14 protein-coding genes and 1 tRNA gene are annotated in these 14,525 nt (G+C 59.2%); 9 read left to right on the forward strand and 6 right to left on the reverse strand.

The genetic code is table 11. The features are described 5' to 3' along the window. The first annotated feature begins 3 nt into the window (after positions 1 to 3). From arsB to arsJ, 4 genes are all read left to right on the forward strand, one after another. Positions 4 to 1,053 (forward strand): ACR3 family arsenite efflux transporter, encoded by a 1,050-nt coding sequence (gene arsB, locus ARCT_RS0100805; protein ID WP_027238400.1) that lies wholly within the window; start codon positions 4 to 6, stop codon positions 1,051 to 1,053. Between the two features lie 150 nt (positions 1,054 to 1,203). After that, on the forward strand, positions 1,204 to 2,061 hold the full coding sequence (locus tag ARCT_RS0100810) for an arsenate reductase/protein-tyrosine-phosphatase family protein (protein ID WP_027238401.1): 858 nt from the start codon (positions 1,204 to 1,206) through the stop codon (positions 2,059 to 2,061). 8 nt (positions 2,062 to 2,069) lie between these two features. Continuing rightward, complete coding sequence (locus ARCT_RS0100815) at positions 2,070 to 3,071, forward strand: ArsJ-associated glyceraldehyde-3-phosphate dehydrogenase (RefSeq protein WP_027238402.1); 1,002 nt, start codon at positions 2,070 to 2,072, stop codon at positions 3,069 to 3,071. Continuing rightward, entirely contained in the window at positions 3,068 to 4,342 is a 1,275-nt protein-coding gene (gene arsJ / locus ARCT_RS0100820) for an organoarsenical effux MFS transporter ArsJ (protein WP_027238403.1), read from the forward strand. The genes ARCT_RS0100815 and arsJ overlap by 4 nt, the downstream gene beginning before the upstream one ends. A 57-nt stretch (positions 4,343 to 4,399) precedes the next feature. Here arsJ and ARCT_RS0100825 read toward each other — a convergent pair whose 3' ends face one another. The 4 genes from ARCT_RS0100825 to ARCT_RS0100840 are packed head-to-tail and all read right to left on the reverse strand — an operon-like array spanning position 4,400 to position 8,158. Further along, complete coding sequence (locus tag ARCT_RS0100825) at positions 4,400 to 5,350, reverse strand: ornithine cyclodeaminase family protein (RefSeq protein ID WP_027238404.1); 951 nt, start codon at positions 5,348 to 5,350, stop codon at positions 4,400 to 4,402. Further along, positions 5,347 to 5,838 carry a TRAP transporter small permease gene (locus ARCT_RS0100830; protein WP_027238405.1) on the reverse strand — a complete coding sequence of 164 codons (492 nt, stop codon included), beginning with the start codon at positions 5,836 to 5,838 and terminating at the stop codon, positions 5,347 to 5,349. The genes ARCT_RS0100825 and ARCT_RS0100830 overlap by 4 nt, the downstream gene beginning before the upstream one ends. Next, entirely contained in the window at positions 5,838 to 6,815 is a 978-nt protein-coding gene (locus ARCT_RS0100835) for a TRAP transporter substrate-binding protein (protein ID WP_027238406.1), read from the reverse strand. The genes ARCT_RS0100830 and ARCT_RS0100835 overlap by 1 nt, the downstream gene beginning before the upstream one ends. A 23-nt stretch (positions 6,816 to 6,838) precedes the next feature. Then, positions 6,839 to 8,158, reverse strand: coding sequence for a TRAP transporter large permease (locus ARCT_RS0100840; protein WP_027238407.1), 1,320 nt, complete (start codon positions 8,156 to 8,158; stop codon positions 6,839 to 6,841). 73 nt (positions 8,159 to 8,231) lie between these two features. Here ARCT_RS0100840 and ARCT_RS0100845 point away from each other — a divergent pair, with 73 nt between their 5' ends. Both ARCT_RS0100845 and ARCT_RS0100850 read left to right on the forward strand, forming a co-directional pair. Next, entirely contained in the window at positions 8,232 to 8,870 is a 639-nt protein-coding gene (locus tag ARCT_RS0100845; RefSeq protein WP_036783803.1) for a helix-turn-helix domain-containing protein, read from the forward strand. Then, positions 8,857 to 10,281, forward strand: coding sequence for an amidase (locus tag ARCT_RS0100850; protein WP_027238409.1), 1,425 nt, complete (start codon positions 8,857 to 8,859; stop codon positions 10,279 to 10,281). Before ARCT_RS0100845 ends, ARCT_RS0100850 begins: the two co-directional genes overlap by 14 nt. Positions 10,282 to 10,292: 11 nt before the next feature. On the opposite strand, the gene ARCT_RS0100855 is transcribed toward ARCT_RS0100850, so the two are convergent. After that, entirely contained in the window at positions 10,293 to 10,841 is a 549-nt protein-coding gene (locus ARCT_RS0100855) for a YaeQ family protein (RefSeq protein ID WP_027238410.1), read from the reverse strand. Between the two features lie 379 nt (positions 10,842 to 11,220). Here ARCT_RS0100855 and ARCT_RS0100860 point away from each other — a divergent pair. Next, a tRNA-Glu gene (locus ARCT_RS0100860) sits at positions 11,221 to 11,295 on the forward strand. Between the two features lie 92 nt (positions 11,296 to 11,387). On the opposite strand, the gene ARCT_RS0100865 is transcribed toward ARCT_RS0100860, so the two are convergent. Then, on the reverse strand, positions 11,388 to 12,983 hold the full coding sequence (locus ARCT_RS0100865) for an acyl-CoA dehydrogenase family protein (RefSeq protein WP_027238411.1): 1,596 nt from the start codon (positions 12,981 to 12,983) through the stop codon (positions 11,388 to 11,390). A 391-nt stretch (positions 12,984 to 13,374) separates the two neighbouring features. On the opposite strand from ARCT_RS0100865, the gene ARCT_RS0100870 reads away from it, so the two are divergent. Both ARCT_RS0100870 and ARCT_RS25065 read left to right on the forward strand, forming a co-directional pair. Beyond that, complete coding sequence (locus tag ARCT_RS0100870; protein WP_027238412.1) at positions 13,375 to 14,052, forward strand: tripartite tricarboxylate transporter permease; 678 nt, start codon at positions 13,375 to 13,377, stop codon at positions 14,050 to 14,052. Between the two features lie 7 nt (positions 14,053 to 14,059). Continuing rightward, on the forward strand, positions 14,060 to 14,416 hold the full coding sequence (locus tag ARCT_RS25065; protein ID WP_051360485.1) for a universal stress protein: 357 nt from the start codon (positions 14,060 to 14,062) through the stop codon (positions 14,414 to 14,416). Positions 14,417 to 14,525: the final 109 nt, after the last annotated feature.

Below are 14,525 nucleotides of genomic sequence, written 5' to 3' on the forward strand. Positions count from 1 at the left end.
TCCATGACCCTCCCCCCTGCCCCACCCGATTCTGCTATTGGATTTTTTGAACGCTACCTGACCGTCTGGATTGCGCTTGCCATGGGCGCAGGCATCGCACTGGGCGCTTTTGCGCCGGGTCTGGTCAATGCCATTGCTGCAGCCGAGGTCTATTCGATCAACCTGGTTGTGGCGGTGCTGATCTGGGCCATGGTTTATCCGATGATGGTTGGCGTTGATTTTGGCGCGGTCTCTGGCGTTGCCCGCCAACCCAAGGGTTTGGTGGTGACGCTTGTGGTCAACTGGCTGATCAAACCCTTTACCATGGCCTTTCTGGCGGTGTTGTTTTTTGACACCCTGTTCGCGCCCTGGATCACGCCAGAAGATGCCGCGCAATATACCGCCGGGTTGATCCTGTTGGGGGCGGCGCCCTGTACCGCCATGGTTTTTGTCTGGTCGCAGCTCACCCGCGGGGATGCCACCTATACGCTGGTGCAGGTCTCGGTGAATGATCTGATCATGGTGGTGGCCTTTGCCCCGATCGTGGCCTTTCTGCTGGGCGTCACCGATATCTCGGTGCCCTGGTCTACCCTGGTTCTGGCCACCCTGCTGTATGTGGTGCTGCCTTTGATTGCAGGCCTCCTCACCCGGCGCATTCTGGGATCACAGGAGCGGATTGATGCCTTTATGGCCCGCGTCAAACCTTTGTCCGTCATCGGCTTGATCGCCACCGTGGTGATCCTGTTTGGGCTTCAGGGTGAGGTCATTCTGGCCAAGCCCATGGTGATTGCGCTGATTGCGGTGCCGATCCTGATTCAAAGCTACGGCATGTTTGCGATCGCCTATGGGGCAGCCCATGCGCTGAAGGTTCCGCACCGTATCGCAGCCCCCTGCGCGATGATTGCCACCTCAAACTTTTTTGAGTTGGCCGTGGCGGTTGCGATCAGCCTGTTTGGCCTGAACTCCGGCGCAGCCCTGGCCACCGTTGTCGGGGTACTGGTCGAAGTGCCGGTCATGCTGTCACTGGTGGCCTTTGCCAATCGCACCCGCAGCAGGTTCCCGGGCCATAGCTAACACCCGATAGGTGGCAGCCCTGATCGGTGATTTTGATCAGGGCTAAACACGTCTGCCTCTTGCCAAACTGCAGTGCACGCCCCGGCGCTGCGCTAAATTTTGGCACAAACCCCATTGCCACAGATTATCTATTTCGATAATACGTGAAATATGGAAAAACAGATTCCCCTCCGCTTATCCGTCCTTGGGCACCCCCAGCGCCTTGCGGTGTTCCGCTTGCTGATGCGGCGCTATCCCGATCATGTCCCCGCCGGGGAGATCAGCGCGGTTTTGGACATTAAGGCCAGCACATTATCGTCATATCTTTCTGCTTTGATGCAGGCGGATCTGGTGACCAAAACCCGCGCCGGCACCTGGCTGCGGTATCAGGTCAATATGAATACGACACGTGAAACGCTCGACGCGCTTTATCTGGACTGCTGTAGGGGCCGCCCGGATTTGTGCACATCCTTTCAGCAGTCTGCTGCGTCAGAGGAAAGACAAATGACTGACCGGAAATACAACGTTCTCTTTATATGTACGGGCAATTCCGCCCGCTCCATTTTTGCTGAGGCGATCCTGAATTCAAAAGGTCAGGATCGATTCCAGGTCTTTTCAGCCGGCACCACGCCGCACTCCAGTCTCAACCCTATTGCGCTGGAGATGCTCAAATCCAAAGGCCATGATGTCAGCGGCTTACGGTCCAAGAACATCGAGGAGTTCATGGGCGAGGATGCGCCGCAGTTCGACTTTGTCTTTACCGTCTGTGACCAGGCCGCAAATGAGCAATGCCCCACCTGGGATGGTCAACCGATCAGCGCCCATTGGGGTATGCCCGACCCGGTCAAGGCCACCGGTACCGATGCCGAAAAAAGCCTCGCGTTCCATCAGGCCTACGGGGTGTTGTTGCATCGTCTGCAGGGGTTTGCCGCTCTGCCATTTGACCAGTTGGACCGCATTTCCCTGCAAGGTGTCGTCGACGAGATCGCCCAAATATCTGACCTGACCTCTGACCTGACATCTGAATAGGACACATCATGACTGTTTATGCTCTGAACGGCCTCGGCCGAATGGGAAAGCTTGCGCTGAAACCGCTGCTCGACAGTGGTGTTGAAATTGCCTGGATCAACGATGCCGTTGGCAGCCCAGAGATGCACGCGCATCTGTTGGAATTTGACTCGGTGCATGGTCGCTGGGACGCCGCGTTTCACCATGACGCGGCCTCCATCACCATCAATGGCACCCGGCTGCCAACCCATTGTGAACGCCGACTTGAGGATCTGCCCCTGCAGGGAGTTGACGTGGTGATTGACTGCACCGGGGTGTTCAAGACCGAGGCCAAGCTGGCGCCCTATTTTGATGCGGGTGTCAAAAAGGTCGTGGTCTCTGCCCCCGTCAAGGATGGCGACGCCGCCAATATCGTCATTGGTGTGAATGATGATATCTACCAGCCAGATCGCCACCGGATCATCACCGCCGCCAGTTGCACCACCAATTGCCTGGCTCCGGTGGTCAAGGTGATCCACGAATCCCTTGGCATCAAACACGGCTCGATCACCACCATCCATGACGTGACCAACACCCAGACTATTGTGGACCGACCCGCCAAAGATTTGCGCCGGGCACGTTCGGCGCTGACCAATCTGATCCCGACCACCACCGGCAGCGCCACGGCGATTACGCTGATCTACCCCGAGCTCAAGGGCAAGCTGAACGGCCATGCGGTGCGGGTGCCACTGCTGAATGCCTCGATCACCGATTGTGTGTTTGAGGTGGAGCGCGAAACCACCGCAGAAGAGGTCAACGCCCTGTTCAAGGCAGCCTCCGAAGAAGGTTCGCTCAAAGGTATCCTCGGCTATGAGACCCGCCCGCTGGTGTCTGCGGATTACACCAATGACCAGCGCTCCAGCATCATCGACGCGCCCTCGACCATGGTGATCAATGGCACCCAGGTCAAAATCTATGCTTGGTATGACAATGAAATGGGCTATGCTTTCCGTCTGGTGGATGTGGCCCGCATGGTTGGGGATCAGCTGTGACAGACAGGGGCGGACTGGCGGCCTATATCGCGGTCACGGCCTCGTATTGGGCCTTTATGCTGACGGATGGCGCCTTGCGGATGTTGGTGCTGTTGCACTTTCACACGCTGGGTTTTTCGCCGGTGCAGCTGGCCTATCTCTTTGTGCTTTATGAAATTGCCGGCATGGTGACCAATTTGTCCGCAGGATGGATTGCAGCGCGATTTGGGCTGGCGGCGACGCTTTATGCGGGGCTTGCCCTGCAGGTGGTTGCCCTGCTGTTGCTGACGCAGCTGGATCCCAGCTGGCAGATCGGCGCCTCTGTCACCTTTGTGATGCTGGTGCAGGGTCTGTCCGGCGTGGCCAAGGATCTGGCAAAAATGTCGTCCAAATCCGCCGTCAAGCTGCTCGCCCCTACCCAGGGCGACGGGCTGTTTCGCTGGGTCGCGGTGCTGACCGGATCCAAGAATGCGGTCAAGGGCCTGGGCTTTTTGCTGGGGGCTGCCCTGCTGACCTTTGCTGGGTTTACCTGGGCCGTCCTTGGCATGGCGGTGATCCTCACAGGGATCCTTGTTGCGGTTCTTCTGGCCATGCCCAGGGGTCTGCCGGTGGGCCGCAAAGGGGCAAAATTCGCTGAGGTCTTTTCAAAGTCACGCAATGTGAACTGGCTGTCAGCCGCGCGGGTATTTCTGTTTGGCGCCCGCGATATCTGGTTTGTTGTGGGTATCCCGGTTTATTTCTACGCGGTGTTTTCGGATGGCAGCGAAGCGGGCAACCGGGCGGCATTTTTCCTGATTGGCAGCTTCATGGCGGTCTGGGTGATCCTATATGGTGCCATTCAGGCCTGCTCCCCCCGCATCCTAAAGGCGGCCTCGCGGTCCGAAGCCGAGCTGCGCGCGGCAGCACGCACATGGGCCATGTCACTGACCCTGGTGCCTGCGGGGCTGGCCTTGGCGGTGGCGCTGGCTGGCGAGCCGGTGCTGTGGCTCACAGTGACGCTGGTCCTTGGGTTGCTGGTATTTGGGGCGATTTTTGCGGTCAATTCCGCGCTGCATTCCTATCTGATCCTGGCCTTTACCAAGGCCGAGCGGGTGACGATGGATGTGGGGTTTTACTACATGGCAAACGCGGCAGGCCGCTTGATGGGCACTGTGCTCTCTGGGCTGACCTATCAACTGGGCGGCTTGGCTGCCTGCCTTGCAACCGCAGCCGCGATGGTCGCCCTTAGCGCTTTTGCAGCCAGTCAGTTGCAGGACAAGAGGGCTGAAAAGGCCGTCGGCCCAGTTAGTTAATAGGTCAGTCTCGTGACGCAGGCCAAAGGTATAGCGTCCGGGCTAGGCGAGGGGCAATTACCCCCTGCGCTTTAACATCTCATAGCCCGCGACCAGGTCCTGAACGATCAACCCGTGGGATTTATAGGCCGTGATATCTGTGTCTGCGCCACGCCCCAAGAGCGGGTTCTCGATGACCTGGCCAATTTCCGTGACCGGGTAGTCCGCGGCAATGGCTCCGGCACGTTTGGCCCCCAGTATCTCGCCGGATTCGCGGCTGCTGCTTTCGCGGGAATCGGTAAACATCGCCACCCGCGCAACGCCTGCATCGTCCAGCTCGCGGCTGTCTGCAAGACTGGCGCCCACCAGATTGATATGCTGACCGGGCTCCAGCCAGTCTCCGCACAAGAAGGCATGTGTTGCAGCGGTCACCGTGTGAATGACATCCGAGCCCCGTACCGCCTGTTGCAGATCCGGCATGGCCGTCACCTGCGCAGAGGCCCCGGCAAAGGTCAGCGCCAGCTGCCTGGCGGCGTCAAAGCGGCGGGCCCAGATCCGGATTTTGGCCTTAGGGAACCAGGCCAGAGAGCCGCGAATGTGCCAGTCGGCCTGCTCGCCGGCGCCGCAGACCGTGATGATCTGTGGATCAGGGCGCGCCAGGATCTGTGTCGCCAGCATCGACATGGCCGCTGTGCGCAAAGCAGTAAGAGCATCCGCGTCGCAAATGGCCAATGGGCGGCCATCCCGGCTGTCGAACAGCATGACAAACCCCTGATGACTGGACAGACCCACGGCGGGTGCATCTGGAAACAGGCTCAGCACCTTGGCCCCGTGAACGGGCGGATCCTGCAGATGCCCGTACATCAAGCCCATCCGCCCCTGCGCATTGACTGGCGCTGCAAACCGGGGCGGGTGGCCTGCGGTTTGTTGCGATACCGCAGTCATCGCAGCAATCAGCGGTTCCCGCAGATCCTTGAGGTTAAGGGCCGCGTGAATATCCGCAGCGGAGAACACAGCTGGGCGGGTCATTGAGGCACCTTGTGTTTTGTCAAAAGCGCCGCAAGATGCAGCAACAAAACGGCGCAGCTGAGAGGCACGATTGCACCCACCAGGGCCATATTGATCCCCATCCCCTGCGACAGCCGATTGCTGCTGCGCCACAGAAAGCCGCGTTCAAAGGTCATGTTTGGCCCGTAAAAGGAATAATACAGGATCGGTGCCAGGAAAATCACCACTGTCAGGGCAAAAATGGCCCTGTGCAGCAGGCCTTTGTCTTCGGGGTTGACCTGTACAACCGTCGGATCAAGGCGCCGTTTAAAGGCGCAGGTCGCCCCCAGCAGCCCAGCCCAGATCATCAGATAGCGCGCCAGTTCCTCGGTCCAGCTGAACGGATAGTCAAAGCCGTAGCGCGCCCAGATCTGTAGCAACACCGTCAGCGCCATGCCCGTCAGCGCCAGTTTTGCCAAGAGGAGGCAAGCGCGGTCTACCTGCGCGCTTACCTGATTGAGAAGCGCCATCACCGGGTTTTCGCCGCCAGTGCGCGAAACGCTTCAACTGACTCCGCCGGCATGAGCCCGGCCCAGGCCTGTTCGCTGCGCGCCTTTAGGTCGGCCAGCGCTTCGGGTGACATGGTGGAGATGGTGACGCCGGATTTCTCCAGCCCTGCCAGCTCACCCGCTGCGGCCTTGGCGGTCCAGGCGCGGTTCTTGGCATTGGCCTGCGCCACCGCCTGATCCACCTTTGCCTTATCCGCGTCGCTGAGGTCGCTATACCAGTCGGCAGACATCAAAGCCGAGCGGAACGGGGTGCCGGCCCCGATATCAGTATAGTGTTTCAAAAACTCGGTATGGCGAAAGATCAGCGCCACCACGGGTGGATTGTAATAGCCATCAACAACGCCCTGCTGCACCGCACCGGCAAATTCGGGCATATCAACCACAGCGCCCTGTACGCCCCAGTTCTTGAACAGTTCTATCTGCGTTGCATCAATCGCCCGCAGGCGCAGGCCGGCCATGTCTTCGACTTTGGTCACCGGGGTTTTGGCGTTGAACACACCCATGGTACCGCCCAATCCGGGCAGGCCAGCGATCCCTATGCCCTGCGCCTGCATCGAGGCTTTGATCCCCTCCAAGAGCTCGCTTTGGGTGTCCTGGGTGGCGCGGAAGAAATGCTCCATATCGTCGAACATATAGGGTGCAATAAAGCCGAGAATGCGCGGGTCGACCTCCTTGATCATCACAAAGTTGGTCAGGCCAAACTGCACCAGCCCCTGGCTCAGCTGGTCCACCACCTCTGGGTCCTTGCCAAGCGCGCCACTGGCAAAGACGCTGGCCTCCAGGCCCTGGTCGCGCAGGCCGGAGGCCAGATCTTCGGCATAGACGTAGTCGGAACAGGCAGCCACTGGCGGGCAACCAACGGCGATCTTGATCTCATCCGCCCAGAGCGGCGCAGCCGTCAGCAGAGTGGCGGTGGCGGCCAGCAGAAAATGTTTCATAATTGTCTCCCAAATTGGTCTGGTTATCGAACAAGCCCCAGCGCCCGAGGCAGGGTGAGGGTAATTTCGGGGTAGAAAATCAGCAGGATCAGCAGGGCGATCTGCACCGCGAGAAAGGGCAGTATGGCGAGGCTGAGCCGCATGTAATTGACGCCACTGGCGGCGGATATGACCATCAGGCAGCCGCCAAAGGGTGGTGAGATCAGGCCCAGCGTCAGGTTCAGGCAGCTCACCACACCCACATGTACCGGATCCGCGCCGCCAGCAATTGCCGCCGGGATCAGCACCGGCACCAGCAGAACCAAGGCCATCGAGATATCCATCACCATGCCGGCCAGGAACATTACGCCGCTGGCGAGCAAAAAGTAATAGGTGCTGCTCAGACCAAGGCTTTGGACCAAGGCGCCGATATGGTCCGGCACCTTCAGGATCCCCATCAGATAGCCAAAAACCGCCGCCGCAAACAGGATCATAAAGATCGAACCTGTCAGCATAACCGTGCGTTCTACGGCACCAGAGGCCAGCTTGGCGGAGATTTTGAAGGCGCCGACAATGCCGTTGCGGTCCCAACAGGCATAGAGAAACACCAGCGTGAGGGTTATGGCGACGGCAAGGCCGGCGGCCTCGGTTGGGGTGACGATGCCAAAGACGATGCCTGAAACGATGGTGATGGGGATTAGCAGGGCCGGCAGGGCTCGTAAAACAGTGGGTTTGACCGGCGGCAGGGTCTCTGCGGTGCCGCCGGGATGGTCTTCCCTGCGGGCGATCCAGAAGTTATAGGCGCCGAGGAAAACCGCCATCAGCAGGCCGGGAACAATCCCCCCGGCAAACAGGGCGGCCACCGAGACATTCATCAGGGCCGCATAAAAGATCATCACGATGCTGGGCGGAATGATTGGGCCGATAACACAGCTGGCGGCCGTCAGAGCCGCAGCAAATTCGCTGCGATATCCCCGTTCTGTCATCGCCGGGACCAGCGTATTGGTGGTGGCAGCCGCATCCGCCACGGCCGAGCCGGAAATGCCTGCCAGGAACACACTTGAGGCGATGTTCACATAGCCAAGCCCGCCTTTCAATCGCCCCACCAGCAGCATGGCCAGGTCAATCAGCACCCGCGTCACACCGCCTTTGGTCATGGTTTCACCAGCCAGAATGAACAGCGGCATGGCCAGAAAGGTAAAGACATCAATCTGGCTGAAAATGCGCTGCGGTAGAATGCCGAGATAGGCCGCATGATCGGTCAGGACAAAGGCCAGAACCGCCGCCGCCCCGGCAACATAGCTGATGGCAACGCCAGACATCACTGCCGCCAGAGCAAAGGTTATGAGCACGATCCAGATCATCTGTTCTCCTTGTTTGCAGGATCGTTTGATGATAGGAAAAATGTCAAGAATATTTTCGTATCGGAAAATCGTCATGTCCAAGACCCACACTTCCGAAGACTTTCAGGACAAGCGCGCCGCCTTTGGCGCCATGGTGCAAAGCCTGAGGCAATCGCAGAAACTGACCTTGAAACAGGTGTCGGAAGCTTCTGGCCTGGCCTTGTCGACAATTTCCAAGATTGAAAATTCCAACCTGTCCCCAACCTATGATGTGATGCTCAAGCTTGCAGCAGGGTTGGATACCGATATCGTTTCTATCCTGGACGGGGCCTCCGCGCAGACGCCAAAACCATCGCCCACAGGCCGGTTGACCGTGTCGCGGCGGTCAGAGCTGCCAAGGCTGCAAGCCGAGAACTACCTGTTTGAGCCAATCGCGACACAGCTGAAGAACCGGCTGATTGATGCCACCTATGCCACTGTTACCGCCCGTGACATTTCTGAATTTTCCGCCCCCATTCGCCATGGCGGCGAAGAGCTGGTGATTGTTCTTTCCGGCGCGGTGGAACTGCATTCCGAGCTCTATGAGCCGATCAGGCTCGAGACCGGCGACAGCGTTTATTACGACGCGGCCATGGCCCACGCCTATGTGTCGGTCAGTGAGGCGGATGCAGTGATCCTGAATATCGTGTCTGGCGCAAATATGACTGAGGAGATTTTGAATGTTAAATCGTGACGAATGGCTGCAGCAGGATCTGGTTGGCTTGGCGGCTCTGGCCGGGGCGGGCGAGATCTCGCGCCGGGAAATTTTGCTCTCTGCCATCGCGCAAATCGAGGCTCAGAACCCGGCGATCAACGCGGTTGTCCTCACCCAGTTCGAAGAGGCCCTGGATGCGCTGGATAAAACAGCCGAGACCTCTCGTTTCACTGGCATGCCCTATCTGCTGAAAGACCTGCATGCGCCGGCCAAGGGTATGGCGCTCTCCAATGGCAGCGAGATGTTTCGCGGCACCGATATGGGGTTTGATTCCACCACCGTTTCGCGCCTGCGCGCTGCGGGTTTTGGGCTGCTCGGGCGCACGGCTTCGCCAGAGTTTGGCCTGACCATCACCACGGAAAGCAAAGCCTGGGGTAAAACCCGCAATCCCTGGAACACGGATCTCAGCGCGGGGGGATCCAGCGGGGGCGCTGCTGCTGCGGTTTCCAGCGGTATGCTGCCCGCCGCCCATGCCACCGATAGCGCCGGGTCGATCCGGATCCCTGCGGCCTATAATGGGCTGGTGGGGTTGAAACCAACGCGGGGCGTCAACGCCATTGGTCCTCATCGGGGGGATCCAAATTTTGGCATGAGCCACGAACATGCGGTGACCCGAACCGTGCGCGACTGCGCCGCCTTGCTGGATGTCACCGCTGGTCCTGATCAGGGTTGCCCCTATTTCACCGCCACCCCTGAAGGGGGGTTTGAGGCCCTGTTGAAACGCGCCCCCGGTACGCTGCGGATTGGGTTTCTGACGGATCGGTTTGACGGCAAGGCAATCCATTCCGCCAGCGCCCAGGCGGTGTCGCTGACCGCCAAAAAGCTGAGCGACCTTGGCCATATCGTCGAAGAGGCGCGACCTGATTTCAACTTTGCGGAACTCACATCCCAGGCCTTCCGCCTGCTGGTGGGCTCGCTGGCAGGTTTCTTCCCGCCCGAGTTCGCCGCCGGACCGATGGAAGGGTTCGAGCCGATGACCCAACGCACCATGCGCTATGCTGCCGGGGTGTCGCTGCACCAGTATCTGGCCCGCTATGCTGCGGTGAATATCGAAGTCCGCAAGATGAGCGCCTTCTTTGATCGCTACGACATTCTGCTGACCGCAGCCACAAACGGCCCTGCACATGCGCTTGGGCTGACCAGTCTGGATCAGGAGCTGGAGTTTGACCCCTTTGTCGAGCTGCTGCTCGATCTCAGCCCCTTTTCCGTGCCGTTTAACGCCTCTGGCCAACCCGCCATGACCCTGCCCGTGCATCAAACCGCCGAAGGCCTGCCCATCGGGGTGCAAATTGTCGGTGGCTTTGGTCAGGATGGTCGCGTGATGCAACTGGCGGCCCAGCTGGAAGCGATCTCGGAGTGGCGCACTGTGGCGCCCAGTTCTGCAAAGTAATCAGGCGCCGATCAATGGTCGGCGTCTTTCCAGGTGGTCGGGGTCACGTAATGGATGGCGTCATCAACGCTCACCATCACCTCGCCATCCTGGATATTCACCTGCAGTTTCATTGAGCGGCTCGCAAGTTTTTCCAGACCTTGGGTGTCCGCCTCCGAGAGATTGATAACCTTGAGGTTATCAAACCGGGTGGTGCTGTTTTTGATCTTCTCCCACCAGGTCTCGGCCGTTCTGCCGCCGTAACAATAGACAATCACCTCTTTGGCTTTGCCACAGGATTGACGCACCACCTTTTCGCTCGGCAGTCCCAGCGCCACCCATAATTCCAGCTCGCCGCTGAGGCTTTTTTGCCAGATATCGGGCTCGTCATCCGTTGACAGCCCCTTGGTCAGTTCCAAATGCTCATCTGCGTTCAAGGCAAAGGCAAGAAGGCGCACCATCAACCGTTCGTCCGTCTCCGAAGGATGTTTGGCGACGGTCAGCTTGTGGGTCTCATAATAGTGACGATCCATGTCGGATACGGACAGCTCGACTTTGTAGATGGTGGATTTTTGCGCCATGGTTTGCCCCGAAAAAGCGAAGATAGGGATGCCTAGTCCGTCTGAGGGGTTTGTGAAAGGAGATAAAGGGATTCCCGGGAAAATGCGCGGAGATGAGGCTTGCCAGACCGCTGAGCCCTGGCCAAAGGATCCCGGATCTCTGTCGCGACCTGTCTGCCTGAACTTGCTGGCGACAGACTGGTGATGGGGCACGGGGTGTTTTGCGCAATCAAAGAAAAGATCTGAATTTGCAGCGCGGGCAAACCCCTATATCCGGGGATTATTCACGTTTGTTCAGGTACTTAACCCGGGTCGAACAGGGATGTAGAAAACTCGGTGTTTTAAAATTTTAGCCCTTGCGCAACCGCCAGTGACTAAGTAATACACCGACACCAACAGTGGCCCGTTCGTCTATCGGTTAGGACGTCAGGTTTTCAACCTGAAAAGAGGGGTTCGACTCCCCTACGGGCTGCCACTTTCCCAGCAAGTTACTGACATTATTAGTTTGTTTCAGAACCCTGGGTTCCTATGACCGTTGTAATACAAGCGCGAAGACGGCGCATGGCGTTAGGCCGCAGCGGTGATCAGCTCGGCAGCGGCCCGCATCATGGGTCGCCCGCGTTGCAGGGCTTGCCCGGCGGTGCGTTTGATCCGCTCCGGGCTGGGATGCGCATCTGCCACCCGCACCATCCGGGCAAACAGGCACTGCAAGAGTATTTCTGACGTCAGCGTCATAAAATCATGCGCCATGGGGCTGGGGTCGGGCTGCGCGCGGACAGTGTCTCGCGCCCCTTGCCAGAGTTTCAGGCAGGTGGTGATCGAATCGTCTTGCTGGCTTTGCGCCTCACCCTGAACGAAGGTCTCAAAGGCATCTGCCGCCGGACTGGCCAACAGGCGTGTGACCAGCATTTTTGCGTGGATTCCGTTGGCACCCTCATAGATCGCGGTGATCCGGGCATCGCGATAGGTTTGCTCCAACCGGTATTCCTGCAGATAGCCGTAGCCGCCCAGAACTTGCATGCCCAATTGGGCTGCGCGGGTGCCCGCTTCGGTGCAATAGACCTTGGCGACGGGCGTCAGAAATTCGACCAGATCGGGGTTTTCACCCGCCTCCATCGTGACACAGGCCAAATGCGCCATGGCGCGCCCGCCCATGGCCAGCGCGTCGATCTCGCGCAGCATCCGGTCCACATCGGCATGAGCCGCCAGCACTGCTGAGCCCCCATCCGCGCCGCGTCCCTGCACCCGTTCGGCGGCATAGCTTGCGGCGATGTCGTAGGCCCGCGCGGCATGGGCAACCCCCTGCAAGGCAACATCGGCGCGGGCATGATTCATCATGGTGAACATCGCGGCCAGGCCCCTGCCCTCGGTGCCGATCAGCTCGGCTTCGGCACTGTCAAAGGCCAATTGGCAAGTGGGCGAAGCATGCAGCCCCATCTTTTCTTCGATCCGTGTGACGCTGACACCGTTGCGGCGGCCATCCGCGCCGGTACAGGGGCAGAGAAACAGTGACAACCCCTTGATACCATTGTCAGAAGTCCGCGCCAGAACGAGGTGCAGGATATGCGCGCTCATGTCCTGATCCCCGCCCGAGATAAATATCTTTTCGCCATTGATCCACCAGCCATCGTCGCCTTGCACCGCCCGGCAACGCAGGCGTGACAGGTCCGACCCTGCACCCGGTTCTGTCAGGCACATGGTGGCCAGCGTTTCCCCCGAAGCGAGCGGTGGAATATGGCGGGTCTTTTGATCATCGGTGCCAAAGCGCATCAAGGTGCGTATAGCCCCCGGCACCAGCCCCGTGACCATTTGAAGACTGTGATTGGCGCCGGAAAACAGCTCGGAGGTGACAGCCAGCATCAGCGCGCCCAGCTCCTGCCCACCATAGGCCTCGGGCGCGGTGAGTCCGGGCCAACCCTGTTCTGCATAGCTTTGATACAAGGCGCCAAAGCCGTCCGGCATTGCGACGCGGCCGTCCTCCAGTCGACACCCCTGACGGTCGCCTGACGCATCCAGCGGGGCGATTTCACCCTCGGCAAAGCTGGCGAAATATTGCCCGATCTCAGCGCCCAGATCAGCGTCCCAAGTGGCGACATCTCCGGCACCGGCCACATGGTTCAGCGAGAACAGGATATCATCCAGGGGTGCCTTGAAAGCTTTCATCTTTAATCCGTTTGGTCCTTGGGGTTCGCAACAGTCGAGGCGCGTCGCAGGCTGATGCCTCGGCACCCTGCCTGGCCAGATGCGGCCTGGAATCTGCCCCAAGACCGCGATCGGTACGATTGCTCTACCGGAGTGTATCTGCGATCCCCAGTTGCGATTTATGCTTATAGTTATTTCTAATAACTATTATGAGTCAACCCGCTTGTGAAGGCAAAATCCCCGGCCCAGAAACCCCGGGCATGGGATGCTTTTGGGGGTGACGGATCAGGGTCCTGAGGCGCGCATAAAATGATGCAAGACGGTCTGGCTGCGGCCAAGGTCCTGTTCGCCAAGTAAGCCCTGTGCCCTTGCGTCCCGGACGCGAGGGCTCCCCCATTTTCAGGAGGACCATATGCACTATTCGGCTGATCGTGTATCCGGCGTTTTCTTTCTGCTCTTTGGACTTGCCATGTATTTCCTGGTGGTGCCCAACTACGTAGAGACAGTCACAGGCAGCAACCTGGCCCCAAAGACGCTTCCCAATGTCATTTCCATCGTCCTTGCCCTCGTCGGCGCGGTGCCTGGCATTGGCCCGATCATGGCCATGGCCATCGCGATCCCTTTTACATTTGCGCTCGACCCGCTGGTGGCAATTTCGTTTCTCGTCGGTGTCAACAAAGGCGGGCTTGTCGGCGGCGCGGTGCCTGCGGTGTTGATGAACACCCCCGGCACCCCGGACGCCGCCGCAACCGCCCTGGATGGCTATCCGCTGGCCAAACAGGGCAAGCCGCTGAAAGCCACCAAGATGGCCCTGTTTTCGTCGATTACCGGGGACACCTTCAGCGACATCGTTTTGATCACGGTTTCAGCCCCGCTGGCCATTCTGGCGCTGAAAATGGGCCCGATCGAGATCGTCGCTCTGATGATCTTTGCCTTTTCCGTTCTCGCAGGGCTAATCGGAAATTCTCTGGTCAGGCCCCGCGCCGTGGCTTGGCATCAGCGGTCGGCCTACCGCCTCGGAAAGGAAGACCCATGTCGATCTGAACCTGTCTGGGGGCGTCTCGCTGTCGGCCTATGCACGACCCTTTGATCTGGTTGTGACCGGAGCCCATAGCCATATTGAGAACGAAGAACATCTGTCAGCCAACCCGGACCTGATCGCCCTGCGCAGCGGCCGCCCGGTGCTGGTGGTCCCCGATGGCTATGTGGCCCCGGCGCCGGGCAGTGAGGTGCGGTTGCGCAACCTTGAACGCCACGGGATCCAGGAAAATCTGCTGGTGAGATCGCGCCATAAATCCATCGCCAAGACCATTCTGACCACCGCGCGCAACGAGGGCGCCAAGGTCGTGATCATGGGCGCCTTTGAACACTCGAAATTCAGCCACGATGTGTTTGGCGGCGTGACGACGGATGTGATTGGCGAAAACGACGTGCCAGTGCTGCTGTCGCATTGATCCACCGTTTCCAGGCCTGACGGACACCCCCGGCCTTTCGCCGGCCCAAGCGGCGACGGACTTGGTGGCGTTTTTGGGCTGGAAAACCCCGCATATCTGGCCAATACAT

The organism is Pseudophaeobacter arcticus DSM 23566 (assembly GCF_000473205.1).
GTDB lineage: Bacteria > Pseudomonadota > Alphaproteobacteria > Rhodobacterales > Rhodobacteraceae > Pseudophaeobacter > Pseudophaeobacter arcticus.